The organism is Mesorhizobium sp. ZC-5, from assembly GCF_025753855.1.
Taxonomy (GTDB): domain Bacteria; phylum Pseudomonadota; class Alphaproteobacteria; order Rhizobiales; family Rhizobiaceae; genus Neomesorhizobium.
Window position 1 is genome coordinate 239322 of record NZ_JAOWPT010000001.1, and the last position, 24679, is coordinate 264000.

The following is a 24679-nucleotide window of genomic DNA, read 5'->3' on the forward strand; positions in this document are numbered from 1 at the left end:
AGTTGCTCACCCCGCGGTCCTGATGCGCGGGTCGAGCAGCGCGTAGAGTATGTCCACGATGAGGTTCATCACGATCACGGCGAGCGCGGAAAAGATCACGACGCCGATGACCGTCAGATTGTCCCGCAGGCGGATGGAATCGACCATCAGCAGGCCGAGGCCCGGCCATGTGAAGACGGTTTCCAGCAATACGGCACCGCCCAGTGCCGAGCCGAACGAATAGCCTGCGATCGTCACCAGCGGCAGGCTGGAATTGCGCAGGATATGGTTTCGGATGATCTGGCCGCGGCTCAATCCCTTGGCGCGCGCCGTTACGATATAACCTTGGGAAAGCGTGTCGATGACGCTGGCGCGCATGATGCGGGCAAACCGCATGCCCTCGTGGATTGCGAAGGCCAACACGGGCAGCGCCAGGTAACGCGCTTTCTCCAACAGCCAGTCAAACCCGTGCGCCCTGGAAATCAGGGGGCCAATGCCCTGCGTCGGAAACCATCCAAACCGCAATGCGAAAAGCATCACCAGCAACTGGCCGAGCCAGAAAGTCGGGATGGCATAGGCGATCAGTGCGGATGTCGTCCAGAACTTGTCGGTTCCGGGGTTGCGGGTGGTGCCCGCGACGACCCCGATCGCCATTCCTAACGGTATGGCGAATGCGAAGCCGACGGATGCCAGCAGGATCGTGCGTGGCGCACGCTCGAGTATGAGGTCGAGCACCGGACGCTGGTTCTGATAGGAAAACCCGAAATCCCCATGCAGAACCGCGACAACGTAGTTTCCCACCTGGACCACGAACGGATCGTTGAGACGGTACTTCTCCTCGATCACTGCCCGATAGGCCGGAGGAACCGGATAGTCACCGACCAGCGACTGCACCGGATCGCCCGGAATCAAATGCAGCAGCGTGAACATCACCACGATAATCACGAAGATTAGCGGTAAAGCATAAAGCGCGCGCTGCAGTATGAAGCGGAGCATCTTCCGGCCTTTGGCGTCAGAGCCGGTGGAAGGTGGCTGCATTCCCGTACAGCCACTTCTCGACGACCTTTTCCTTGAGCGGGAGGTTCTTGTAGTCCTCGATCAGCGCCTCGAAGGACGTGCCGAAGAGATAGCGTGACAAGCCGACCATCACCTTGTCCTGCAACAGCGTATTGCCGAACTGCATGAACTGCTCCCATCCCGATCCGGGCTGGGCGAAGTAGCGCGGATGGTGGGCGGCCGTGTCGACATAGAGATTGGGGTGGCGGCGCAACAGAGCGACCATCTCGTTGACCCAGGGCCAGCCGGCCAGGCCCGCGACGATGCGCAATTCCGGGAAGTCGACCGCCACATCGTCGAGATAGCGCGGATGCCCGAGATCGTACGGCCGATCGTTGGCATAGTTCATCGCCGTATAGATACGCACCGGGACGTCGAGTTCGGCAGCCTTGGCGTAGAGTGGATAATAACGTCTGTCATTCGCGGTCACGCCGTTATAGAGCGCCGAGAGACGCAACCCGTTGGCCCCTTCCTCTTTCACCAGGCGCTCAAATTCCCTGACCGCTCGCATGCCGTCTGTCGGGTCCAGGGTGACGAAGGTAAAGAAGCGACCGGGATATCGGGCATGAATCCCAGCGGTCGCCGTGTTCTCGGCACCGACAAGCAATCCACATTGGATATTTGCGCGGTCCATATCTTCGACAAGCCGCTTCAGGCCTCCATCCTCTTCCGTTTCAGCCGGCGTTTCGTTGCGGCTCCTAGCCTTGAAAACGCGGCCGTAGTTCGCGAAGCCATAACCTTCAGGGCGTTCGAGAGGCTGCGGGAAAGGCGTTCCGGGGCGACCGCGCGCGATCCTCTCCAAATCGGGGTTGGCCTCCGAGTGCGGCAGCCCGATCTCCATGTCGATCACACGCGTCATCTATTCCTCCTGCAATGCGATGCCCTCGCGCCATCTTCCACCGAGGTGATGCAGTGATCGCGCAATATGGGATTAACGTCAATATGATTGTCAAATAAACATTATTATGTCCATTATATTGACATTTTTAGCAAACGCAGCATAATTTTGTGCAATGCCGTTATCCACGGCTGCGAAACAGGAGCAGCGCTTGACCGAGACTGATCACGACGCGGGATTTGCCACCACGCTTGCGAAGGGGCTGGATGTTCTCAGGGCCTTCCGTCCCGACCGGAACTCGATGAGCAATGTCGAGATCGCCGCCGAGACCGGCATCAATCGGCCAACTGTCGCGCGGTTGACCTATACGCTCGCAAAACTTGGCTATCTCAAGCAGGAGAAGTCCAAATACAGGCTGAGCTGGGGCGCGTTGATGCTGGTCAACCCCCTGCTCATCAACGCCAAGATTCTACAGATCGCGCGTCCTTCGATGCAAAAGCTGGCCCAGGACGTCGGCGGAACGGTCTCGATCGGCGTCATCGATCGCGTCAACTTCATGTATCTCGAGACATCGCGGGTAAACGAGAACACTTGGACATCTCAGGACCTCGGGACGATCGGCCCCCTGCTGCCGGCAACTATTGGTCATGCTCTTTGCGCACAGCTTGACGACACGGAACTCGGATTGAAACTCGAACAGATGCGGCGAAGCGCGCCCGAGCTATGGGACAAATATTCCGACGCCTTCATGGAAGGCGTTGCCGACTGCAAGAGTCGCGGCTTTTCGGTCGTGAGGGGAACGTGGATACCAGGCACACATTCCGCCGGAGTGCCGCTCTTGCGCGACAAAAACGGCGAGTGTTTCGCAATGAACTGCCGCGTGCCGATCTTTCGCCTCAGTCCGAACCAGATAGAGGAAGAGGTTGGACCGCGATTGAAATCGCTGGCCATGAATGTTCGCAGTCAGCTGGCTTTCGTCATGCCGTGAAGCTGACGTCTGCGTAGGCAGAGTCTCGAACAGGGAGAGGCATCGAGCTTCCGCTCATGCCTTCGATATCAGTCTGTGGTCAGCATGACCTTGACGCTTCGTGCGCGATCGGCGGCGAGGCGGAAGGCTGCTGGGGCGTCGGACAAAGTGTGTTCCGCGGTCACCAGCTTCAGGACGTCTACGTTCCCGCCGACGATCAGATCGACTGCCTCGTTGAACTCCGCGCCAAAGCGGAATGTGCCTTTCAGCTCGATCTCCTTGGCCATAACCGCATTGGCCGGCACCGGGATCTGGCCACCGGGGAGGTTGCCGACCTGAACGACCGTGCCGCCGCGCCGGACGCTGGCGATCGCCGCCGCGAGGCCAGCCGCTGTACCGGATATCTCGAAGGCGATGTCGATCGCCTTGTCGACCACGAGCGACTGGAGCCTGTCGTCACCGCCGGAAAGGTCGATCGTCCTGTCCGCGCCAAGCTTCTTGGCGAAGGCGAGTGGCGCCTCTGCTATGTCGGCGACGATGATCTGCCCACATCCCTTGAACCTCGCCGCAAGCATGGTCAGAAGCCCAATAGGGCCGGCGCCGAACAGGATGATGTTCCTGCCACGTATCTCGCCGGCGCGCGCCACCGCGTGCAGGCTGACGGCGAGCGGCTCGGCGAGCGCCGCTGCCTGATAAGCCACATGGCGCGGAACCTTGATGCATTGCGCCGGCGTAGCGTCGAACAGGCTGGCGAAACCGCCCTGCATGTGCGGCGTCTTGGACGCCGAGCCCATGAAATAGATGTTTTCGCAAAGATTGGCCCGGCCCTCCGCGCAACGGGTGCAATGCCCGCACCAGCGCGATGGATTGACCGCGACGTGGTCGCCGATACCCAAGCCTGGCACTGCGCCGCCGATCTCGACTATCTCGCCTGAAATCTCGTGGCCGAGTATCAGCGGCGACGTGACGACGAAGTCGCCGGTCCGCGCATGGCGGAAATAGTGCAGGTCGGAACCACAGATGCCGCCTGCCTTGAAGCGAACCCGCACCATCCCCGGCGCGAGCGGTACAAGCGAATGCTCGATGACGCGCAGATCCTGGGGGCCGAAAAGCGTCGCCGCGATGGCGCTATCGATCATCGGATCAGCCCCATTTGCGTCGGCAGCCACAACGAGATGGCGGGAATGAAGGTGATCAGGATCAGCGCGGCGAGTAGGGGGACCAGCCATGGCAGGATTGCCATCGTGGTGCGCTCGACCGACAGTTTTGCGATGCGCGAGAGAACGAACAACACCATGCCGAGTGGCGGGTGAAGCAGGCCGATCATCAGGTTGAGCGTCATGATGAGGCCGAAATGCACCGGATCGATGCCGTAGAGGATGACGATCGGCAGGAGGATCGGCACGAGGATCGTGATTGCGGCGATCGTGTCGAGGAAGCAGCCGACAACCAGCATCAGGATGTTCACAAGGATCAGGAACACCCATTTGCTTTCGGTCAGCGAGGTGATGAACGTCGAGAACACCTGCGCGGCCTGGCTGACCGTCAGCAGCCAGGCGAAGATCGACGCGGCGGTGACGATGAAAAGGACCGATGCGGTCGTCTCGATCGTGTCGAAGGTGGCCTTGGCGAGCGTCGCGAACGTCATGGTGCGGTAGCGCACGAGGCCGAGGAACAGCGACCAGATCACGGCCGCCATCGCAGCTTCGGTGGGCGTGAACCAGCCCATGGTCATGCCGCCGATCAGGATGATCGGCGTCATCAGCGCCATCACCGCTGCAAAGTCGAAATACCAGTCGCACAGAACCAGGATCAGCAGGGCGATGCCGACCGCGACATTGATCGTAAGGCCGGCCTGCACCAGCAGATAGACCGCCAGCGGGAAGCACAGCACCACAAGCACTTCCAGCGAAGCGCCGGCGAGACGCCGCGCCTCGAACGGCGTATCCGAGCCCCAGCCTCTGCGGTAGGCGAAGATCGCGACCGTGATCATCATCAGCACAGTCATGACGACGCCGGGCAGAATACCGGCCATGAAGAGCGCGCCGATCGAAACGTTCGCCATCATGCCGTAGATGACGAAAGGCAGGGAGGGCGGAAAGATCGGGCCAAGCGTCGAGGACGCAGCGGTCACGCCGACCGCGGCTTCCACCGGATAGCCGTGATCCTTCATCGCCTTGATCTCGATCGTGCCGATGCCCGCGGCGTCGGCGAGTGCTGCCCCCGACATTCCCGCGAAGACCACGGAGCCGATGATGTTGACCTGGGCGAGACCGCCCTTCATCCAGCCGACGAGTGCCAGCGCAAAGGAGTAGATGCGGCCGGTGACGCCGGCGATGTTCATCAGGTTCCCGGCGAAGATGAAGAAGGGCACGGCCAGCAGAGGGAAGCTTTCGACGCCCGCGATCATGCGCTGCGCGGCGATGATGTCGGGCGCAACGCCGTAGAAGACGAGGTAAAGCAGTGACGCGACGGCCATAGAGACCGCGACCGGCACGCCGACGAGCATGAAACCCAGGAATGAGCCGATAAGAAGTAGCATGGATCAGTCTCCCAGTCCGTCGAAGGCGGCGGGACGTTCGAGCACCGAGTAGCCGCGCCTGATATCGGCGATGAAAACCTGGATCTGCCTTACCATCATGAGGAAGAAGGCGGCGAAGACGGAATAGAATACAAGATTACGGGGCAGGTCGATCGTCACCATGCGCTCGCGATGCACGATGCCGACATACCGCCACAGCAGCCAGGACATGTAGGCGAAGAAGCCGATCGTAATCACGCTGACCATAAGCGCCAGCACGCGCCCAATTCCGGAGGGGAGGTAGTGGTAGAGAATATCGACATGAATGTGCCTGGTCATGCGGGTGCACATGACCGCGCCCAGAAACACCACGACGACCAGGCAGTTGATCGCGATCTCTTCCGTCCAGGCAAAACTGTTGTTCAGAACGTAGCGCGTGAAGAATTGCAGGAAGACGCAAAGGGCCATGCCCCAGAAGACCGCCAGGGTCACCCAGTCTTCCACCGCGTAGCGTGAAAGATCGGCTGGGGCGGCCGTTTCATCCTCGAAAGCCTGCGCCAGTTCTTCGGCCGTTACCTGGGTATGGACCTCTTCGCTCATCGGCGCAGCCTCCGGCATCGAATGAAATTGGGGCGACCCGGCGCGACATAGCGCGCCGGGTCCACGACGGAGATCACTTGATTGCGCGGATCGCTTCCCAATCCGCCTTCTCGTAGCCGAACTCCTCGAAGGTCACCTTCTCGGCGACGTTCTTCTCGAAGTCGGCCCGATCGATTTCGGTGACGGTCAGCCCCCGGTCCTTGAACACCTGGACTAGCTCCTTTTCGCGAGCGACGATCTTGTCCGTCGCCCTCTTGGCCGCCTCCTGCATGACTTCGGTGAAGATTGCCTTGTCCTCGTCCGAAAGCTGCGACCAGCGCGACTGTGACACGATGGTGTTCAGGTGGTCGACAATGTGGCCGGTCAGTACGATGTGCTTCTGCACTTCGAAGAACTTCTTGGCCTCGATCGTAGTGAGCGGGTTCTCCTGAGCTTCCACCGTGCCCTGCTGAAGGGCGAGGTAGACTTCAGCGAAGGCGATGGGCGCGGTGTTGGCGCCGCAGGCGCGTGGCATGGCGAGATAGGCAGGAACGTCCGGCACGCGGATCTTCAGCCCCTGCATGTCGGCACATTTCTCGATCGGACGGTTCGACGTCGTGTGCCGCGTTCCGTAATAGGTCGTCGCGGTGATATGATGGCCGGAAGCTTCCTCATATCCGGCGGTCAGCGTCTTGTAGATGTCGCTCTTGGAATAGGCCAGAAGGTGGTCGGCATCGCGGAAGATGAAGGGGTAATAGGTGACGCCGATCCGTGGAAACTCGCGCGCGGCGAAACTCGAGCCGGAGATGATGATGTCGACCGTTCCAAGCGTCAGTCCCTGGTTGATGTCGGATTCCTTGCCGAGCTGCGACGCCGGAAATACATCGATGGTGTAGCGGCCGTCGGTGCGCTTTTTGATTTCTTCCGCGGCCCATACGGATTCGGTGTGGAAGGGTTCGGAAGTCTCGTAGACATGGGCCCATTTCAGCGCGGTCTGCGCCGAGGCTGAGGTCATGGGCAAGGCAATTGCGGCGAAGGCTCCGAGTAACGCGGCATATCTTGAAAGCATTTCATTCCTCCCTGTGATGATTGGCGACAACAGCCGGATCTCCTCCCGGCCTGGTCTATTCCGCAACCTCCACGGCTGCGGCTCTCTCACCGAAATTGCGTGAGAATCTGAGTTGCGACTGACGCAGATGCTCTCGCATCGCCGTCTTTGCCTTTTCGGGATCGCGCGCCGCGATCCCATCGCGCACCACGCGATGCTCGTCCATCGCGGTTTTCCAGGAATCCTTGTTTTCGAAATAACTGGAGAGGCGCTCGAAATATGGATTGATGCGCTGGTCGAACAGTTCACCGGTGAATCTTACAAGAACGGCGTTGCCGAGGATCGCCGCCACGGTGGTGTGGAATTCCCGGTCCAGCCCGAGCGTGAATTTGCTCGGATGATGTGTGGATTCCATCCTGCGAAGCACGTCGTCCATGGCGTCGATGTCCGATTGCTTCACATGCAGGGCGGCTTCGGCGGCGATTGCGCCTTCGATGAATTCCCGTGCGCGCAGCAATTCGAACGGACCTTCGACGGCGCTGCGTAAATGAATCTCGGGAACCGGCTGTTCGGTCACATAGATACCCGAACCGACGCGGATGCGTATTCGCCCCTCGACCTCCAGCGCAATCAGCGCTTCGCGAACTGTCGGGCGGGAGATGCCCAACTGGTCGGCCAGTTCGCGCTCGGTAGGCAGGCGATCGCCAACCGCGAACTCGCCGCTGTCGATCAGCTGCCTGAGCTGATCAGCTATCTGTCGGTAAAGCCGACGCGGTTCAATGGCCTGTATCGGCATCGCCACTCAGTTCCACACGACAGAACATCAGAGATCGGTAAATTGGTCTGACCTATTGAGCGTAAACGCGACGAAGTGTCAAGGAACAGGAGAATTGCCGCGCAAATTCTCACGGCACACCAACAGGCGAACACGTCGCCTGTGTCGACCAGGGCGCCGGAGCTGGGTTATCGCGAAACGAAAGGGCCGGTTGTCTTCCGTACGATCAGTTCCCCGGATAGCCTTCTGATGGTCGCGGACTGACCGGGTTCACAGCTTCCGTCTTCGATCATGCCGACGGTGACCTGTACCATCTCATCCAGAGGCTGGCGAAACGTTGTTATGGAATAGCGCGGCCAGCCGGCCATCGCGATGTCGTCAAAGCCTGCGACGGAAATATCTTCCGGCACCCGAAGGCCGGCCTCGTCGCGGAATGCGTCGATGCCGCCGGCAGCCAGGATGTCATTGGCGAAGAACACGGCGTCGATGTTTCCCTTGGCGGCAACTTCCAGCGCCGCTCGCCTGCCTGCGGCGTAGCTGTATTCGCCGCCATCGAAATGCCCGCCCAGTGTCATTCCGAGTTCCGCGACACGCGTGATGAAGGCGTTCTGCCGCTCCAGGTTCGTCGACGTATGAGCAAGCCCGGCCACATACGCCACGCGGCGATGGCCGAGCTGATGGAAATGATCGGCTATCGCCCGCCCGCCCGCGATGTTGTCACAGGCGACGCAACTCAACTCGCCGCCATCGACGACACGGTTTATCAGCACTGCCGCCCGCCCCTCGGTGACCCAGCGCAGGGTCGCGCCTGACAGGATAGTCGCGGATATGACGATGACAGCATCGACATTGTAGCGGCGCACGGCCGAAAGCTGATGCTCGAGGTTGGAACCCTTGGCGATGTTGAACAGCAGGCTCTGCAGACCGACCTGCTGCAATGCACGGGACAGCTTTTCGATCAGCGCGGGATAGAAAGGATTCTGCATGTCGGACACAACGATGCCGACGATGTTGGATCTGCTGCGCGACAGCATGCTGGCAATTGCGTTGGGATGGTAGTCGACCTCCGCGGCATGGCGCAGGATCTTCTCCCTCAACTCGGCTGCGATGCTGGCGCCAGGGGTGAACGCCCGCGAAACAGCCGACTGGCTGACGCCGATAAGCCTTGCAAGTTCCCGCGCGGTGATGGGCTTGCGCCTGCCCTTGCCGCCAGCATGCTCGCTATCGCTCACTGTTGTTCCCCTAGCCTCGAACCGCCTTAACGGTAGCTGCCATCTTTTTCAATCATCGTGTCGTCGCGAAGTGTTGCATACGTATGCAAAACTCGATAGTTCATTTTTGATGCTGAAATGGGAGCGAGCGGCATTCGATGGCGAAAGCGTTGGCCGATCTTCGGGTTGTCGATCTGTCTGACAACGTCGCAGGCCAATATTGCGGGAGGCTCTTTGCCGATTTCGGCGCAGAGACCATGCTGTGCGAGAGCGCAGCCGGATCGCCAACCCGGCTCCTGCCTCCCTTCTCGATGACCGATCATGATCTCTCCCTGACGTTCTGGCATCTCAACACGGGCAAGCGTTCCCTTGTTCTGGATCTCGAAACGGAAGATGGCCGCGATCAGCTGGAAACCGTCATCCAAACCGCCGATGTCGTCATTTTGCCGGCTTCGGATGAGCTCGCGGCTGCGGTCGGCCCGCTCGAAAACTGCATTTCCGTTGCGGTCACGCCGTTCGGACGGAATGGGCCTTTTTCAGGTTGGAAGGGTCCGGAAATTGTTCTGCAGGCGCAATCCGGCATGATGAACAACAATGGCGAGTACGGGCGGGAGCCGCTCTACGGAGTGGGTGAACGTGCATCTTATGCGGCAGGCCTGGGCGCCTTCATTGGCGCTCTGGCGGCGCTGCGCGTCAGGGATCGCACCGGCGTCGTGCAGGCGGTGGAGGTCGATGCGGCGGAAACGGCTGCTTCGATGTGCTTTCCCTACGTGTTGCGCCACAACTACAACGGCTCGATCCATAGCCGGCGCGACTACACCATTCCCGCGGGCCAGGTCCGTTGCAGGGACGGCTGGATTTGCATCTGGATCTACAATCATCGCTGGCACGCGCTCTGCGAAGCACTCGATCTGCTTCATCTAGAGCACGACCCCCGGTTTGCGGAACCCGCCGAGAGGCGGTCGAACTGGAATACTCTGTACGAACTCATCCAGGAGAAAGTGCGCGACCAGGTCGCCGAGAACGTGGTCGACAGGCTGCAGGCAGCACAAATAATCGCGGCGAAGGCTTATCGACCGTCGGAGCAGATCGCCAATGGACATCTGGCGGTGCGCGGCTATTGGGAAAGCGTCGATGGCCGCACCGTGCTGGGCCCGCCGTTCCGAATGAGCCTGACCCCCCGCGAGGTCGATTTCGGCGCGCCGACGCTTGCCAGCTTCACGTTGAGCCCGCGCGACAGGGTGCAACAGCCTGCCAAGGACAAGGTAGGCATCGTGCAGCGGCAGCCTCCGCTGCACGGTCTGCGCGTCATCGAGATAACCACGGCCTGGGCCGGACCGATGGCGGGCAGAGTACTGGGTTTTCTCGGTGCGGAGTGCATCCACGTCGAGTCCCCCAACCGGGTGAACTCATGGCGCCTCAACAAGGAGCGACCAAATCCGGTCAACTTTCCGGGCGGGGTGCCGGGCGACCGCCCGTTTGACCGGTCCTTTCTGTTCAATTCACAGAACGTCAACAAGTTGTCCTGCATCCTCAATCTGAAGACCGAAGAAGGTCGGGAGGCACTGCGCAACCTTGTTGCGGTGGCGGATGTGGTGATCTGCAACTTCCGGCCTGGGACATTGGCGAAGCTCGGATTGGGCTACGACAGCCTTGCCGCAATCAAGCCCGACATCATCGTCGCCGAACTGCCTGCCTTCGGCATGAACGGCCCGTTGGCGGGCTATGCCGCCCTTGGGCCGACTATGGAAATGGCGACGGGGATGTCCGCCATGACAGGCTATCCGGGTGGTCCGCCTGAAAATACCGGCCCGTCCTATCTTGACCCGATCGGCGGCTTCAACGCGGCGGCAGCAATTCTCATCGCCTTGCACTATCGCGAGCGAACCGGTCTCGGTCAGCATATCGAAGTGCCGCAGGTCGAAGCCGCCATGCAGTTGATCGGGCCTGATCTCCTGCACGCTGCCGAGACAGATACAGACCCCGTTCCCGACGGCAATCGCGTTGCTATTGCCGCCCCGCATGATGCTTTCCCGGCTAGGGGCGAAGACCAGTGGGTCGTCATTGCCGCGGAGAACGAGGCACAGTGGCGTGCGCTGTGCCACGCCATGGGCAGTCCTGCGATCGTGGATGATCCACGCTTCAGGACATTGGCCGACAGAAAGGCCAATGAGCACGAGCTGACGCGCCTTGTATCGGAGTGGACGAAAGGTCGTGACAAGCATGAGGTGGCGCAATTGCTTCAGGCCTCCGGCGTCGCATCGGCGGCGGTCGCGAACGCTGCCGACCTGGCAGCCAGTTCCTATCTCGCAGCGCGTGGCTTCTTCACGGATCTCCGTCACCCGGACGCGGGACAACACCCGCATCCTGGTCTTCCTATCCACCTCAGCGTGACGCCCGGCAGCCAGCGCAGCGCAGCGCCCCGCTTTGGCGAGCACAATCTGCGCGTCCTCACCGAAATTCTGCGACTCCCGCCCGAAGAGGTCGACCGGGTGTCGGCAGCGGCAATGGCGACTGTTCCCTTTACGGACGGATGATCCGATGAATTTGCAATCCGAAGCATCCTTTCCGCGCGAGATGGCCGTCGAAATCCGCCTCGATGACAGTCCTCACTACAAAGGCTCCATTCACGACGATGCGGTTGCGCGAGCACGCGGCTATCGCGCCGCTCTTGTGCCCGGCGCCTTCGTCTATGGACATGTGAGCCGGATCGCCATCGATGCCTGGGGAAAGGCGTGGGCGCAAAGCGGAGCCATGGGCGCGCGCTTTCGCCGGCCGGTCTTCAACGGCGACCGATTGGTGTTGAGGGCCGGCCCTCTCGAAGCCGACGACAACATGAGGAAATCCGAGGTTTCGGTAGAGAACCAGGACGGCGAAAACGTAGCGGCCGGCTGGATCGGCATTCCCGACTCTGCGCCAGCCCCCCTTGACGTCGCGATGTTCAGGCTCGTCCCCCGGCCGCAGGAACCGCCAGCCGTTTCTCCCGGAGGAATGGTGGTCGGCATGCCCCTGACGACCGCCGGCGGTATCCTGAGCGAGGCCGCATTCCGCGCGTCGCTGTCGGCGTTTGGCGAGCACCATCCTTTCTATACGGATGGGCGTTTGGTGCATTCCGGCTGTTTGATGCGCGTTGCAATGGGCGACACCAACAACAGCTTCAAGTCGCCGTCTCCGATTATTCTGGTTGCCGCCGAGGCTCAGCATTTCGCAACCGTCCGGCCTGGCCAAAGACTTGAAACTGTCGGCCAGGTCACGGCTGTCTACCAGCGAAACGGCAAGCACTATTTTGAAAGCGAAGAGTTTCTTCTCGCCGACGGGACGCTTTCGGCACGCTTCAACCGAACGTCGGTCTATGCATATGGATGACCAGTGCGGCAGTCAGCAATTTTCATCGGTTGCATACGGATGCAAATCGAGCGACAGTGGTTTTCCGCGTTAAAGATGGAATGAGTGCCTTGGCGAGTTCAATTTCAATCAAGTCTGTCGAAGCCCTGCAGATCGGCTGGGAGGCGAACGAGCCGCCGGGACGGCATTCGGCCTTCGTCCGCGTGACGACGGTCGACGGCATTGTCGGATATGGCGAAGCCTCGCCGATGATGGGCGGAGAGCATTCCCTCGGCGTTATTCGCGATTTCGCGGAAACTCTGGCCGGCAGGGACGCGCTCGACCATGCCGTCATATTCGACCAACTGCTGCACAAATACGTCAAGCTAGGTCCCGAGGGCGCGGTTACCGGTGCGCTGGCGGCACTGGACATCGCGTTGTGGGACATAAGGGGAAAGGCTGTCGGCCTACCCGTCTATAAGTTGCTGGGCGGCGCGTGGCGCACCGAAATTCCCTTCTATGCCTCGATCGGGGGCAATGCCGCGCGTACCGTCGACGAGGTCGTGCGTGTCGTCGAAAAGCGCTGGAAGGCCGAAACGCCCGCCGCCATCAAAATCCGTTGGGACGGTGATCGCACGCGGCAGGATTTCGACATTGCGGGCGACATCGAAAAGGCGAGAGCGGTGCGGAAACTCGTCGGCGACGGCTTCCCGCTCGCCTTTGACGCAAACAACCAATATTCGGTCGGCGGGGCCATTCGCGTAGGGCGTGCGCTGGAGGAACTCGGCTATATCTGGTTCGAGGAGCCGGTACAGCATTACCAAGTACGCGCCATGGGTGAAGTCGCCCAAAGGCTGGATATCACCGTCTCTGCCGGCGAGCAGTCCTACACGACCCAGGATATCGTCGATCTGATCGAAGCCGGCGTCCGGATGGTACAGCCCGACATCGTCAAGATGGGCGGCATCACGGGGCTGATGCAATGCGCAGCGATCTGCCACGCCCACGGCGTCGAGCTAGTGCCCCACCAGACCCAGCCCACCATCGGCCACGTGGCCAACCTTCATTTGCTGGCAACGGTCATGCACCTGACCAAGCCCGCGGAATTCGCGGACCCGTCGACGCGCATGCATGCCGCTTTCGCAAACCTGCCAGCCCCGAAGGACGGACGGTTCGTCGTCCCTTCGGGACCCGGGCTGGGCCTTCAGATCAACGATGCTGAAGTGGACGCACGACGCTTGTAGAACTTGTCACTGGGAGGAACCTTGATGAGCCTGAACAGAAGAGAATTCCTGGAATTATCCGCCGCTGCCGCAGCGCTTGGCCTCAGTGGACCGAGCGTCGCGCGTGCTCAAAGCGCCGATGACGTGATCCGCATCGGTATCGCCGCGAACGGACCGCGTACCAGCGACCCGAACCAGACCACGCAAGGCTCCGACAACTGGGCGACGGAGCAGATGTACGAGCAGTTGGTCCGGCCCGAGGACGGCGACTTCGCCACGACGCCAGACAAATATGTTCCGACGCTGGCCACCGAATGGACGACATCGGACGATGCCAAAACCTGGAATTTCAAACTGCGGCCGGGGGTCCAGTTCCACAAGGGCTACGGCGAGATGACTGCCGACGACGTCGTCTTCACCTACAAGAAGGCGATCGACGACGGGACCAACAAGACGATCATGAGCAACGTCGCCGACGTGGTCGCCAAGGGACCGCTCGATGTCGAAATTACGCTGAAGTCGCCGGACGTGAATCTGCTCGGCACGACCATCTTCTCGAACAATACGTGCATCGTCTCAAAGAAGGCGTACGAGGAATTGGGCGCGGAAAAGTTCATGACCGACGCGGTTGGCACCGGGCCGTACGAACTTACCCGCTTCGATCCGGAGTGGGGCTCGGCGATGAAACGCCATGACGGTTATTGGGGCGAAAAGGCAAAGATAGGCGCCGTCGAATGCGTCTATATCGCCGACACGACAGCGCGCACGCTGGCATTGCTGTCCGGAAACGTCGACATGATCGAGGCGGTGCGCGCGCCGGGCTGGGTCGATTCCATGCTGCAGCGGGACTCATCCTTGCAGTTCGACATGACAGTGCCCGGGTCCTTCAACACTCTGCACATCAACCTCACCCGCAAGCCGTTCGACAATCTGAAGGTTCGCCAGGCGGTGATGTATGCCATCGACCGCCAGGCGGTGGCCGATGCGTTGAAGCCGATGGGAGGCTTCATGGCCGGCTTGCAGCCGGACTTTTTCCCGGCAGGATTCAAGACGGAAGCGCTGCCATCCGAGTTGCAATACAAGTACGACCCCGAGAAGGCCAAGGCATTGCTGGCCGAAGCAGGCTTCCCCGGCGGCCTCGATTTCGACAGCAACTGCAGTCAGCGCGAGGACTATTCCTCGACCATGCTCATCGTGCAAGAACAGTTGCGGGCGGTCGGGTTGCGGATGAACCTCATCATCGGTGACCACACCGCCTACCACGCCGACAATCGCAGCGACAAAAATACGCTTGCGATGCACTCGTCGAGCTATCCGCCGATTCCGACGCAACTCTATTTCCAGCAGCTTTCGTCCAAGTCGGAGGTCAAGGCGGACGGCAAGGGAGGCGGCAACTACAGCCACTACGGCGCCGCGATGCCCGGCATCGACGATCTGCTGGCAAAGGCGCTCATGGCGACCGACTACAAAACCTATGAGGACACCTGCAAGGAAATCGAACTGCAGGTTCTGCGCGACCTGCCGCTGATCGGGCTCTCGACCTTGTCGTTCACCGTCGCGCGCAACGGAAAGGTCAATCTCGGCTATCCGGTCAAGAGCGGCTACGCGCGCTGGCGCTTTCACCGCGCAACAAAGTCCGCCTAGGTCAGAAACCGGCTCGGGCAGCGATCAGATGGGAAAATACCTGGCCGTCAGGCTGGCCGATTCCATACCGACGGTATGGCTGGTCCTGACGCTCGTCTTCATTGCCATGCGCATCCTGCCCGGCGATCCGGCGATAGCGGCTCTGGGAGACATGGCGCTCCCGGAGCAACTCGCAGAGTTTCGCGAGAAGATGGGCCTCAACGTCTCATTGTGGCAGCAATATCTGAACTTCCTTGGCGGCGTTCTGGTCTTCGACTTCGGCAAATCCTACATGAACGGCGCCGCGGTAGTGGATCTGATCGCGCGCAATCTGCCCTATACGATTGAACTCACCCTCGTCGCGACGCTGATGGGTTTTACGGCCGGCGTACCGCTGGGCGTACTGGCAGCGACCAAGCGCGACCGCTTGCCCGACACCGGCGTGCGCGTTTTCTCGCTTATCGGTTACGCCATCCCGGATTTTTACCTTGGGGCGCTGCTGCTCATCGTGTTCGCGCTCAACCTGGGCTGGTTCCCGATCAACGGCGCAGGCGAAGGTTTCGTCGACCGCATGTACCACATTTTCCTTCCCGCCCTGACGCTCGCCTTTGTCAAAGCCGCCTTTATCGGTCGGTTGACGCGAACCTCTCTGCTGGAGGTATTGGGCAAGGACTACATCCGCACGGCGCGCGCCAAAGGAGCGCGCGAGCCACGGGTTATCTACCGGCATGGCTTGCGCAACGCGCTGTTGCCACTGAGTACGGGCATGGGACTGAGCCTGCTCGCGACGCTGTCGGGATCGGTCGCCATTGAGCTCGTCTTCAACCGGCCAGGCATCGGCAGGCTGTTGATCTCCGCCATCACCGAACGCGACTATGGCGTCATCCAGGGCGGCGTGGTGGTGTTCGCACTGCTTGTCGTGGCGATCAACCTGCTGATGGACCTCCTCTATATCGTCATCGACCCGCGCATAAGGGTGCAATGATGAGCATGCTGACGGACACCCGGCTGCCATCCACGACGATCGATACGGCACAATCCGTCGCGCCCGCGCCGGGGCTGTCGGACTTGCTGAAGAACCTGTTCCTGAGGCCATCGACGATGTTCGCGCTCGCCATCGTCGTGGTGTTCGTGATCGTGGCCATCCTCGCGCCCTGGCTGGCGCCATACGACCCACTCTCCCAGAGCGTGCTCAAGATCAACAAGCCGCCTTCATGGGAAAACTGGCTGGGCACTGACCAGTTCGGCCGCGACGTGCTTTCGCGCATGATTCACGGTTCCAGAAATTCGCTGCTCTTCGGCCTGATCTCTCCCGTGCTCGCGGCGATGTTCGGAACAATCCTCGGCGTTACCGCCGGCTACTTCGGAGGTGTGCTCGACCGCGTGATCAGCCGGGTCGTCGATCTCCTGCTGGCTTTCCCGGAACTGCTTCTGGCCATCATGATCGCGGCTGTCCTCGGCGGCGCCTTCTGGAACATCGTGGCGGTGATCACCGTCGCCTTCGTGCCTGGTTTTGCACGTGTCGCCCGCGCATCGACACTGGCCGTCAAACAGGAGCCGTTCGTCGAGGCTGCAATCGCCGTCGGCGTGCGCACGCCGGTCATCATCTTCCGCCACATCATCCCGAATATCTCGGCGCCGATCGTTGTCTTGATGACTTTGTGGGTCGCGTCGGCAATCCGTCTGGAGGCATCGCTGAGCTTTCTCGGCATCGGTACACGGCCGCCAAATCCGAGTTGGGGCAACATCATCCGCAGCGGCCTCGACAATCTGTTCGGCTCGCCATGGCCGATCATCGCTGCCGGCTTCGCCATCACCTGCGTGGTTCTCTCGTTCAACCTGATGGGCGATGCTGTCCGCGACGTGCTTGATCCGGATAACGCGAAGTGACGCCCCCTCTGCTCAAAGTGGAAGACCTGGCGGTCGATTTCGGGCCGGCAAACAAACCGATCAGGGTGGTCGATGGTGTCAGCTTCGATATCGAAGCCGGCGGCACACTCGGCATCGTCGGCGAGTCAGGTTCCGGCAAGTCGATCACTTCGCTCGCGATCATGGGGCTGGTAGGCCCGCCCGGGCGGGTCGCACAAGGCAGGATCGCACTCGACGGAACCGATCTGTTGGCGCTTCCGCGTTCTAAGATGCCGGAGATCCGGGGGCGCGACATCGCGATGATATTTCAGGAGCCCATGAGTTCGCTCAATCCCGTCATGACCATCGGCGATCAGATCGGTGAAGCAATCCGGCTGCACGAGGACATTGGCCGCCGCGACTGCCAGGCTCGGATCATCGAACTGTTGACGTTGGTGGGAATACCCAACGCCGAGGGACGACTTGGGGCCTATCCGCATCAATTCTCCGGCGGCATGCGTCAGCGCGTGATGATCGCCATGGCCGTTGCCTGCAATCCCAAACTGCTAATTGCCGACGAGCCGACGACGGCACTGGATGTGACGATACAGGCTCAGGTTCTCGACCTGATGCATCGCATACGCAGTACATTGAACACCGCTATTCTGCTGATTTCCCACGACCTCGGTGTCATCGCCGAAATCTGCGAACGCGTTATCGTCATGTATTCAGGCCGGGTGGTCGAAGACGCAGATGTAAGGTCCATTTTTCGGACCCCCGGTCATCCATACACCCGCGGCCTGCTGCGCTCGATCCCCACGCTCAAGGACGAGAACTCCCGCCTCTACCAGATTCCGGGCTCGGTCCCCCTTCCTGGTACCATCGAGCAGGGCTGTCCATTCTATGCGCGCTGCCCCGACCGGATCGACAAGTGCGCGCAGAAAATGCCGCCAATGTTTGAGTTGCGGTCAGGACAAAAGGCGGCTTGCTGGGTCAGCGCCGGAGCGACGGAATGAAGACGGCCGCATCTCCCGCCTCGCTGATCGATGTGCGCAATCTTGGCAAGACGTTTCCAGCGGGCAGCCGCCTGGGCTTTGGCAAGCAGACCGGCGGCGTGCGCGCCGTCGATGGGGCTACGTTCACGATCGCTCCGGGTGAGACCTTGGCGCTGGTTGGCGAATCCGGCTGCGGCAAGTCTACCCTCGGCAGGCTTCTCCTGCGGTTGATCGAGCCAACGGAAGGTGAAGTGCTGCTCGAAGGCAACAACCTCGTGGACCTTCCGGCTGCGCGCATGCGGGCGATGCGGGCCCAGGTGCAGATGATCTTCCAGGATCCCTATGGATCCCTCAGTCCGCGGCGGTCGATCGCACAGATCGTGGCGGAACCGCTGGAAGTGTTCGGGCTGGTGCGATCTGCAAGGGAAAGGCGAGAGCGGGTCGCGGAATTGCTCACGCAAGTCGGTCTTTCGCCCACATTCATGGACCGCTATCCGCGCCAGTTCTCGGGTGGACAGCGCCAGCGCATCGGTATCGCGCGTGCCATCTCGGTAAACCCGAAATTCATCGTGGCGGACGAACCGGTATCGGCGCTGGACGTCTCGGTCCAGGCGCAGATCGTCAATCTCCTGCAGGACCTCAAGCAGCAGCGCAACTTCTCCTACCTTTTCATTGCACACGACCTGTCGGTGGTGCGCCACATCGCCGACCGGGTGGCCGTTATGTATCTCGGCCGCATCGTGGAAATCGGACCAAAGAAAGCTGTCTACGGCAGCCCGAGCCATCCTTATACGCAGGCACTCCTGTCGGCGGTCCTCGAGCCGGATCCGGACGCGGCGAAGACGCGCATCATCCTGAAAGGCGATGTACCAAATCCCGCGAAGGTGCCGTCCGGCTGCAGCTTCCATACGCGCTGCCCGATTGCCCAGCCGGTCTGCAAGATCGAGCGGCCACCGCTGGCGGAAACCACGCAAGGCCATTTCGCCGCCTGCCACTTCGCCGCGCCGAACCCGATCCCGGTTCCACCGGCCGGCTCCGGCACATTGACGCCAGCGACGGCCAGCGTGTGAGGAAGACGTGCAGATCACCCGGCTGGTGCGCGGGACGCTGCCTTACAGTCTGATTTGCAGCTTCACATCGCCTGGACGCGCTTCCACCGCACGGTCGAAAGCCTTGATGCTGTCTTCGAACGCGAAAGTCTCGGAAATCAGCGGCTTCAAATCCACGCGACCGGACGCGAACAGGGCGAGCGCACGTTCATACTGGTTTGCGTAGCGAAAAACGGATTCGATCCGGGCTTCCTTGGTGGATAGCGTCGCTACATCGAGGGCCACCGGCGCCATGGGCAGACCGACGGAAACGATGGCGCCGCCAGGACGCAGCAAGGCCAGGATGCCTTCCCAGGCGCGTGCCGAACCCGAGCACTCGAAGACGACATCAGCTCCCCAGCGTTGCGTGAGCCTGTCCACTTCCCCGGTCAGGTCCTGGTCGCGGATGTTGACCGGGATCACACCCTGAAAGCCCGCCGCGATGTCGAGCTTCGGCTGTGCCAGGTCGGCCACGATGGCGCGAGCGCAACCTCCGGCAAGTGCCGCAATTGCCACCATGGTGCCGATCGGTCCGGCGCCCAGTACCACCGCTGTGTCCCCCGGAGCTATCTTCGCCTTTGCAGCCGCCTGCATGCCAACGGCGAACGGCTCCACCATGGCGCCTTCAGCGAAGCTGACATTGTCCGGCAGCAGGAACGTGTAGCTGGCTGGATGCACGACATGGCGGGTAAGCACGCCGTGCACCGGCGGAGTGGCCCAGAACCTGACAGCCGGATCGACATTGTATAGGCCAAGCCGGCTCGCCCTTGAGTTCGGATCGGGAATGCCGGGCTCCATGCAGACCCGGTCGCCAACCTTCAGGTGCGTCACCCCCGGGCCAACCTCGACGATCGTGCCCGCCGCTTCGTGCCCGAGCACCATTGGTGCGTCTACGACGAACGGACCGATGCGCCCGTGCGTGTAGTAGTGGACATCGGAACCGCATACTCCGACGGTGTCGATCTCGATCTTGACTTCGCCGGGGCCGACATCGAGCGCAAGCTCGATCTCGCGAAGCGAAAGTTCGTGCTGGCGTTCGAGAACGAGGGCGCGCGCCTTGGTCATGTGCTCCGCCTGCCTGCAACAAGGCCCTCAGCGCGCCGCCCAATTCGCGCCGCGGCGAAAGATTTCGTGCATTTCCGGCACCGCAAACTCCTTCGCCTGATGACCGAGGGAGGAATAAAACACGCGACCGCGCCCATATTTGCGTTTCCACACCACCGGCATCACCACGCCTTCGATCCAGAATGCATGCTCTCCGGTGAACGTCGTCGTGGCCAGAACCTCGTTCGAAGGATCGACATGCATGTAATATTGTTCAGAGGTGTAAGCAAAGCTGTCGATGCCCTGCATGACGGGATCGTCGGGCCGGGTCACATCGACATGATAGTCGATGATCTTGCCGGGGTGCGCGACCCACTGGCCGCCGATGATGAACTGGTACTCGACAGATTCGCGGAAGGCGTCGCCTGCCCCGCCATGATATCCCGCGATACCGACGCCGCTCTCCACCGCATCGGCCAGATTCTTGACCTCCTCCTTCTCGATCTTGGACATCGTTATGATCGGAACGATGAGGCTGAGGTCGTGTATTGACGGGTCGGCGAACGCCTCCGTGCCATGCTCCAGATAAACGGTGAAGCCGTCCTTCTCGAGCATCTCCTTGACGATACCGGCGCATTCCTCGGGCTCGTGCCCGCTCCAGCCACCCCATACGATCAACGCTTCGCGCATGCCCGACGTCCTCCGTTCATGTTCATCCGGCCAGAGCCCCGCTGGCTATCGAGGTCGACAGCGGCTCCGGCCGGTCGACGGTGGTGGTGAGGGCGACCGTGGTACCGGTTTCCGCTGCTGTCGCAAATGCTTCCATGGCTTCCAGCACATGCAACGCCAGTTGCCCGTTGGCCCGATGCGGGCGTCCGCTGCGTATCGCGTGCGCCATATCGGCCACGCCGAGCGACCGATAGTTGCCGTCGGCATAAGGCTGGTCGGTTTCCACGGGCTGAAATTCTCCGCCCTTTTTTAACAGCTCGACCTGCCCGCCGAACCGGTTTGGATCGGGCACGATCAGGGTGCCGTCGGTTCCGTAGACTTCGAGGGGCAGGTGCCGGTGGCCGGCGACGTCGAAGCTCATCGAAGTCTGGACAATGGCACCGTTGGCGAAAGCCATTGCGCCTGCCACATGGGTCGCCACATACACGGGAATGCGCTCGCCCTTGCGTGGCTCGCTCGTGATAACGCGTTCGCCGCGCAGCCGGGTGCCGAAGCCCGCCACTTTCTCGATCGGCCCCAGCAGATTGACCATATCCGTGATGTAGTAGGGACCCATGTCGAGCATCGGGCCGCCGCCGACTTCATAGTAGAAGGCCGGGTTGGGATGCCAGCGCTCGTGTCCCGGGCACATGAAGGTCGCCGTGCCGCCGATCACCTGCCCGATAATGCCGGTGTCGAGCAGATTGCGCGCAGTCTGGTGCGAGCCGCCGAGAAAAGTGTCGGGCGCCGAGCCGATGCGAAGGCCGCGAGCCGCGGCTTCGTCAGCCAGATGCTTCGCTTCGGCGAAGCTGATGCCCAGGGGCTTCTCGGAATAGGTGTTTTTGCCGGCGGCAAGCGCACGAAGTCCGACTTCGACATGCGCCTTTGGAACGGTCAGATTGACGACGATCTCGATGGCCGGGTCGGCCAGCATTGCCTCGACGGGAACTGCCCGCAACCCGAACTCAGCGGCCCGCGCCTCGGCGGCGGCCATATTCATGTCCGACAGCGACCGAATGTCGAGAACCGGAAAGGATGCCATGGCGTTGAGATAGGCGCTCGAGATGTTCCCGCAGCCGATGATACCGATGCCGACCTTTTTCAAAGGACTCCTCCAATAACCCGAAAACGCGTCTAGACCGCCGGTCCAGTGGTGCTCCATGGCGATTCATACAATTCGCGCAGCGCGACCGATGCCGCTCCCCTCGCCCAGAATTCATCCGGAACATCGTCGATAACCAGTTCGGCGATGCCGGAGACGGATAGTGGCACCGCCTTCGTGTAGGCTTCACGCAGCGGTTCGATGAACGGCGGACCAAAAGCCAGCGTCGAACCGACCAGGACGACGCGCGGTGGCGCAAAGAGCGTGACGATGTTGGCGATGGTTGTTCCGATCGCCTGGCCGGCAAGGGTGACTGCGGATGCGAGCCGCTGGTCGCCTGCCTCCATCATCATCACGCGGGCTTGCGCGACACCTCGCCCCAGCCGGACAGCGTCAGCCAGACGCGAATTGGTAAGGTCGGACGAGACGATGGCGCTTTCGCCGGCCTGGCTGGAAAGCCTGATCGGCCCGTCAGCCCCCGTGCCCACGACGAGATCTCCGAGATTATGGCTGATGCCCCGCGCGCCGCGAAACAGCTGGCCGCCATGCATGACGGCCAGGCCGAGTGTCTGCTCAAGCGCAATGAGGACAAAGTCGTCCGAGTCACGCCCCTTGCCAAACCAATGATGGGCGACGGCAACGGCATTCGCGTCATTCTCCACAATCACCGAAACGCCAAGTCTTTCAGTCATTTCGGTGACGAATTCGACGTCCGGCTCGCGGAATATGGGGCTCGATCGAACGCGTCCTGTTATGTGCTCGACGACACCGGGCAGGCTGACGCAGACGCTCAGGATTTCGTTGAGAGATAGTCCAGCATCGACGACGCAGCGACGCACGCCGTCCTCGACAAGATCCGCGATCACGCCGATCGGCTGGCGGTCGACGCGGATCGGGAGAGTGAGTGTCGAGATGACGGAGCCACAGAAATCGGTCAGCGCAAACACCATGCGGTTGGCAGCGATCTTGGCTCCCACAACCCGCGCGGCAGCTGGATTCAACTCCAGCATGACGCGCGGCCGGCCGCGGCTGGCAGCGTTGCGCAAATCTCCTTCATGACGAGGTGTGATAAGGCCGTCGTCGATCAACGAGGCCGTGATGGCCGAAACCGTCGTGGTGGAAAGCTGTGTCTCGTCGCTTATCTCGATGCGCGCAATCGGCCCGCGCCGTCTGATGAAATCCAGGACGGTAAAGCGGTTTATCGCCCGCATCAGTTCGGGGTCGCCAGTCTTCATTGCTCAACACAGTTCAGAACGCGCCACCTCTATCACCGATGACGGGATGGAAATCAATCATGATCCGGATTAAAAATACCAAAGTCTTCCGCAGAAAGGCGTTTTTCGAGCAAAAATGGGGCTGAAAGGTTGACAGGCGGCGGTGTGCTCTGCGATTTATTCCGCACTAGGGATTAATTAATTGACCCATAGAGGTCATCTCAGGAGGAACGTCAGCATGAGCCGCCACCTCTTTTCAAGCTCGAATCGCATCTGCCTGCTTGCCGCAACCGCCAGCCTCACCCTGATAGCAGGCGGCGCATGGGCGAAGACGACAGTCCACTGGCTCCATCTCGAGACAAACAAGGAGGCGCTTGCCATCTGGGAGCAGCTTGTCGCGGACTATGAGGCCGAGCACCCCGACATCGATGTGCAGATGCAGTTCCTCGATAATGAAGCGTTCAAGGCCAAGCTGCCGACCCTGCTTCAGTCCGACGAAGCGCCGGATTTCTTTTATACATGGGGTGGCGGGGTGCTGAAGGAGCAGTCCGAAACGGGTGCCCTCAAGGAACTGACCGGCGCCCTGGACGCTGACGGCAGCGCATGGCGCAACAATTATGGACCAACCGCGCTGGACGGATACACGTTCGACGGCAAGGTCTGGGGTGTTCCCTACAAGTCCGGGACGGTTTCGTTCTTCTACAACAAGGCGCTGTTTGAAAAAGCCGGGGTCGACGGTCAGGCGATCAAGTCATGGGATGACTTTCTGGCCGCCGTGGAGAAGGTCAAGGCGGCCGGCATCGTCCCCATCGCGGGCGGCGGTGGCGACAAGTGGCCACTGGCCTTTTACTGGGCCTACCTCTCGATGCGTTTTGCCGGCAAGGACATCATCAGCGCCGCGAAGAACGGTGAAGGCGATGGGTTCCTGGATCCTGCCTTCATCAAAGCCGGCGAGCAACTCGCCAGGCTCGGCAAGCTCGAGCCTTTCCAACCGGGGTATGTCGGGTCGAGCTGGAGCGAAACGCTCGGCGCGTTTGGCGACGGCAAGGCAGCCATTCTGCTTGGCTTTGAGAACACGGAGGTGAGCCAGCGCAACGCCGCGGCGGACGGCGTCGGCTTGAAGCAGGACAACATCGGCCGCTTCGCATTCCCGGTCGTCGAAGGCGCACCGGGGCTGGTGACGGACAATCTCGGCCGTGTGAATGGCTGGGCGGTTACCAAGGACGCTTCGCAGGAAGCGATCGACTTCCTCAAATACCTGACGGGATTGGAGGCCGAAAAGAAGATGGCGGAAGCCGGCATGATGATCCCCGTCGCCAAGGGCGCCGAGGTCGGCGTCAATGACCCGCTGATGCGCGCTTCGGTCGATCAGCTTACCACCTCGACGTGGCATCAGAACTTCTTCGACCAGGATCTCGGTCCCGCGGTCGGCCGGGTCGTCAATGACATCACCGTGGAGATCGTCTCGGGCCAGATGACGCCGGAGGAAGGCGCGCAGGCCGTACAGGAGGCGTTCGAGCTGAGGTAGTGGTGCTC

22 protein-coding genes are annotated in these 24679 nt (G+C 61.2%); 10 read left to right on the top strand and 12 right to left on the bottom strand.

Annotation, left to right across the window (positions count from 1 at the left end):
• Positions 1–6: 6 nt before the first annotated feature.
• Positions 7–975 carry an ABC transporter permease gene (locus OHD58_RS01035; protein WP_263801189.1) on the bottom strand — a complete coding sequence of 323 codons (969 nt, stop codon included), beginning with the start codon at positions 973–975 and terminating at the stop codon, positions 7–9.
• Positions 976–991: 16 nt separating this feature from the next.
• Positions 992–1894, bottom strand: coding sequence for an amidohydrolase family protein (locus tag OHD58_RS01040; RefSeq protein ID WP_263801190.1), 903 nt, complete (start codon positions 1892–1894; stop codon positions 992–994).
• A gap of 190 nt (positions 1895–2084) precedes the next feature.
• Between OHD58_RS01040 and OHD58_RS01045 the strand changes: the two genes are divergently transcribed.
• On the top strand, positions 2085–2861 hold the full coding sequence (locus OHD58_RS01045) for an IclR family transcriptional regulator (RefSeq protein ID WP_263801191.1): 777 nt from the start codon (positions 2085–2087) through the stop codon (positions 2859–2861).
• A 68-nt stretch (positions 2862–2929) separates the two neighbouring features.
• On the opposite strand, the gene OHD58_RS01050 is transcribed toward OHD58_RS01045, so the two are convergent.
• The 6 genes from OHD58_RS01050 to OHD58_RS01075 form a co-directional block, all read right to left on the bottom strand.
• Positions 2930–3979 carry an L-idonate 5-dehydrogenase gene (locus tag OHD58_RS01050; protein WP_263801192.1) on the bottom strand — a complete coding sequence of 350 codons (1050 nt, stop codon included), beginning with the start codon at positions 3977–3979 and terminating at the stop codon, positions 2930–2932.
• Positions 3976–5382, bottom strand: coding sequence for a TRAP transporter large permease (locus tag OHD58_RS01055; protein ID WP_263801193.1), 1407 nt, complete (start codon positions 5380–5382; stop codon positions 3976–3978). Before OHD58_RS01055 ends, OHD58_RS01050 begins: the two co-directional genes overlap by 4 nt.
• A 3-nt stretch (positions 5383–5385) precedes the next feature.
• A complete protein-coding gene (locus OHD58_RS01060) occupies positions 5386–5961 on the bottom strand; it encodes a TRAP transporter small permease (protein ID WP_263801194.1) in 576 nt (191 codons plus the stop codon).
• 73 nt (positions 5962–6034) lie between these two features.
• The gene (locus tag OHD58_RS01065; protein WP_263801195.1) at positions 6035–7009 is read right to left on the bottom strand and encodes a sialic acid TRAP transporter substrate-binding protein SiaP; all 975 of its coding nucleotides are present in this window, start codon (positions 7007–7009) and stop codon (positions 6035–6037) included.
• A gap of 55 nt (positions 7010–7064) precedes the next feature.
• Positions 7065–7784, bottom strand: coding sequence for a FadR/GntR family transcriptional regulator (locus OHD58_RS01070; protein WP_263801196.1), 720 nt, complete (start codon positions 7782–7784; stop codon positions 7065–7067).
• A gap of 167 nt (positions 7785–7951) precedes the next feature.
• On the bottom strand, positions 7952–8995 hold the full coding sequence (locus OHD58_RS01075) for a LacI family DNA-binding transcriptional regulator (RefSeq protein ID WP_263801197.1): 1044 nt from the start codon (positions 8993–8995) through the stop codon (positions 7952–7954).
• Between the two features lie 137 nt (positions 8996–9132).
• Here OHD58_RS01075 and OHD58_RS01080 point away from each other — a divergent pair, with 137 nt between their 5' ends.
• The 8 genes from OHD58_RS01080 (at position 9133) to OHD58_RS01115 (ending at position 19057) form a co-directional block, all read left to right on the top strand.
• Complete coding sequence (locus OHD58_RS01080) at positions 9133–11511, top strand: CaiB/BaiF CoA-transferase family protein (RefSeq protein WP_263801198.1); 2379 nt, start codon at positions 9133–9135, stop codon at positions 11509–11511.
• A 4-nt stretch (positions 11512–11515) separates the two neighbouring features.
• Positions 11516–12340 carry a MaoC/PaaZ C-terminal domain-containing protein gene (locus OHD58_RS01085; protein ID WP_263801199.1) on the top strand — a complete coding sequence of 275 codons (825 nt, stop codon included), beginning with the start codon at positions 11516–11518 and terminating at the stop codon, positions 12338–12340.
• 89 nt (positions 12341–12429) lie between these two features.
• Positions 12430–13542 carry a mandelate racemase/muconate lactonizing enzyme family protein gene (locus OHD58_RS01090; RefSeq protein ID WP_263801200.1) on the top strand — a complete coding sequence of 371 codons (1113 nt, stop codon included), beginning with the start codon at positions 12430–12432 and terminating at the stop codon, positions 13540–13542.
• A gap of 24 nt (positions 13543–13566) precedes the next feature.
• The gene (locus OHD58_RS01095) at positions 13567–15165 is read left to right on the top strand and encodes an ABC transporter substrate-binding protein (RefSeq protein WP_263801201.1); all 1599 of its coding nucleotides are present in this window, start codon (positions 13567–13569) and stop codon (positions 15163–15165) included.
• 28 nt (positions 15166–15193) lie between these two features.
• The gene (locus OHD58_RS01100) at positions 15194–16129 is read left to right on the top strand and encodes an ABC transporter permease (RefSeq protein WP_263801202.1); all 936 of its coding nucleotides are present in this window, start codon (positions 15194–15196) and stop codon (positions 16127–16129) included.
• On the top strand, positions 16129–17034 hold the full coding sequence (locus OHD58_RS01105) for an ABC transporter permease (RefSeq protein WP_263801203.1): 906 nt from the start codon (positions 16129–16131) through the stop codon (positions 17032–17034). Before OHD58_RS01100 ends, OHD58_RS01105 begins: the two co-directional genes overlap by 1 nt.
• The gene (locus OHD58_RS01110; RefSeq protein WP_263801204.1) at positions 17031–18008 is read left to right on the top strand and encodes an ABC transporter ATP-binding protein; all 978 of its coding nucleotides are present in this window, start codon (positions 17031–17033) and stop codon (positions 18006–18008) included. Before OHD58_RS01105 ends, OHD58_RS01110 begins: the two co-directional genes overlap by 4 nt.
• Positions 18005–19057, top strand: a complete 1053-nt coding sequence (locus OHD58_RS01115; protein WP_263801205.1) for an ABC transporter ATP-binding protein — start codon at positions 18005–18007, stop codon at positions 19055–19057. Before OHD58_RS01110 ends, OHD58_RS01115 begins: the two co-directional genes overlap by 4 nt.
• A 42-nt stretch (positions 19058–19099) precedes the next feature.
• Here the strand turns inward: OHD58_RS01115 and OHD58_RS01120 are convergent, their stop codons facing one another.
• Genes OHD58_RS01120 through OHD58_RS01135 form a run of 4 tightly spaced genes read right to left on the bottom strand, consistent with a single transcriptional unit; the run spans position 19100 to position 23164 of the window.
• Entirely contained in the window at positions 19100–20140 is a 1041-nt protein-coding gene (locus OHD58_RS01120; protein ID WP_263801206.1) for an NAD(P)-dependent alcohol dehydrogenase, read from the bottom strand.
• 27 nt (positions 20141–20167) lie between these two features.
• Positions 20168–20809, bottom strand: coding sequence for a ThuA domain-containing protein (locus OHD58_RS01125; RefSeq protein WP_263801207.1), 642 nt, complete (start codon positions 20807–20809; stop codon positions 20168–20170).
• Positions 20810–20831: 22 nt separating this feature from the next.
• Positions 20832–21932 (bottom strand): Gfo/Idh/MocA family protein, encoded by a 1101-nt coding sequence (locus OHD58_RS01130; protein ID WP_263801208.1) that lies wholly within the window; start codon positions 21930–21932, stop codon positions 20832–20834.
• Between the two features lie 29 nt (positions 21933–21961).
• Positions 21962–23164, bottom strand: a complete 1203-nt coding sequence (locus OHD58_RS01135) for an ROK family transcriptional regulator (protein ID WP_263801209.1) — start codon at positions 23162–23164, stop codon at positions 21962–21964.
• A 217-nt stretch (positions 23165–23381) separates the two neighbouring features.
• On the opposite strand from OHD58_RS01135, the gene OHD58_RS01140 reads away from it, so the two are divergent.
• A complete protein-coding gene (locus OHD58_RS01140) occupies positions 23382–24671 on the top strand; it encodes an ABC transporter substrate-binding protein (protein ID WP_263801210.1) in 1290 nt (429 codons plus the stop codon).
• Positions 24672–24679: the final 8 nt, after the last annotated feature.

What these genes read in the sequence shown, in the direction of transcription:
- OHD58_RS01050 (WP_263801192.1), bottom strand. Translation starts at nt 3,979, where the DNA reads ATGATCGATAGCGCCATCGCGGCGACGCTTTTCGGCCCCCAGGATCTG.
- OHD58_RS01070 (WP_263801196.1), bottom strand. Translation starts at nt 7,784, where the DNA reads ATGCCGATACAGGCCATTGAACCGCGTCGGCTTTACCGACAGATAGCT.
- OHD58_RS01065 (WP_263801195.1), bottom strand. Translation starts at nt 7,009, where the DNA reads ATGCTTTCAAGATATGCCGCGTTACTCGGAGCCTTCGCCGCAATTGCC.
- OHD58_RS01100 (WP_263801202.1), top strand. Translation starts at nt 15,194, where the DNA reads ATGGGAAAATACCTGGCCGTCAGGCTGGCCGATTCCATACCGACGGTA.
- OHD58_RS01120 (WP_263801206.1), bottom strand. Translation starts at nt 20,140, where the DNA reads ATGACCAAGGCGCGCGCCCTCGTTCTCGAACGCCAGCACGAACTTTCG.
- OHD58_RS01095 (WP_263801201.1), top strand. Translation starts at nt 13,567, where the DNA reads ATGAGCCTGAACAGAAGAGAATTCCTGGAATTATCCGCCGCTGCCGCA.
- OHD58_RS01105 (WP_263801203.1), top strand. Translation starts at nt 16,129, where the DNA reads ATGAGCATGCTGACGGACACCCGGCTGCCATCCACGACGATCGATACG.
- OHD58_RS01140 (WP_263801210.1), top strand. Translation starts at nt 23,382, where the DNA reads ATGAGCCGCCACCTCTTTTCAAGCTCGAATCGCATCTGCCTGCTTGCC.
- OHD58_RS01035 (WP_263801189.1), bottom strand. Translation starts at nt 975, where the DNA reads ATGCTCCGCTTCATACTGCAGCGCGCGCTTTATGCTTTACCGCTAATC.
- OHD58_RS01115 (WP_263801205.1), top strand. Translation starts at nt 18,005, where the DNA reads ATGAAGACGGCCGCATCTCCCGCCTCGCTGATCGATGTGCGCAATCTT.
- OHD58_RS01060 (WP_263801194.1), bottom strand. Translation starts at nt 5,961, where the DNA reads ATGAGCGAAGAGGTCCATACCCAGGTAACGGCCGAAGAACTGGCGCAG.
- OHD58_RS01080 (WP_263801198.1), top strand. Translation starts at nt 9,133, where the DNA reads ATGGCGAAAGCGTTGGCCGATCTTCGGGTTGTCGATCTGTCTGACAAC.
- OHD58_RS01055 (WP_263801193.1), bottom strand. Translation starts at nt 5,382, where the DNA reads ATGCTACTTCTTATCGGCTCATTCCTGGGTTTCATGCTCGTCGGCGTG.
- OHD58_RS01085 (WP_263801199.1), top strand. Translation starts at nt 11,516, where the DNA reads ATGAATTTGCAATCCGAAGCATCCTTTCCGCGCGAGATGGCCGTCGAA.
- OHD58_RS01135 (WP_263801209.1), bottom strand. Translation starts at nt 23,164, where the DNA reads ATGAAGACTGGCGACCCCGAACTGATGCGGGCGATAAACCGCTTTACC.
- OHD58_RS01040 (WP_263801190.1), bottom strand. Translation starts at nt 1,894, where the DNA reads ATGACGCGTGTGATCGACATGGAGATCGGGCTGCCGCACTCGGAGGCC.
- OHD58_RS01125 (WP_263801207.1), bottom strand. Translation starts at nt 20,809, where the DNA reads ATGCGCGAAGCGTTGATCGTATGGGGTGGCTGGAGCGGGCACGAGCCC.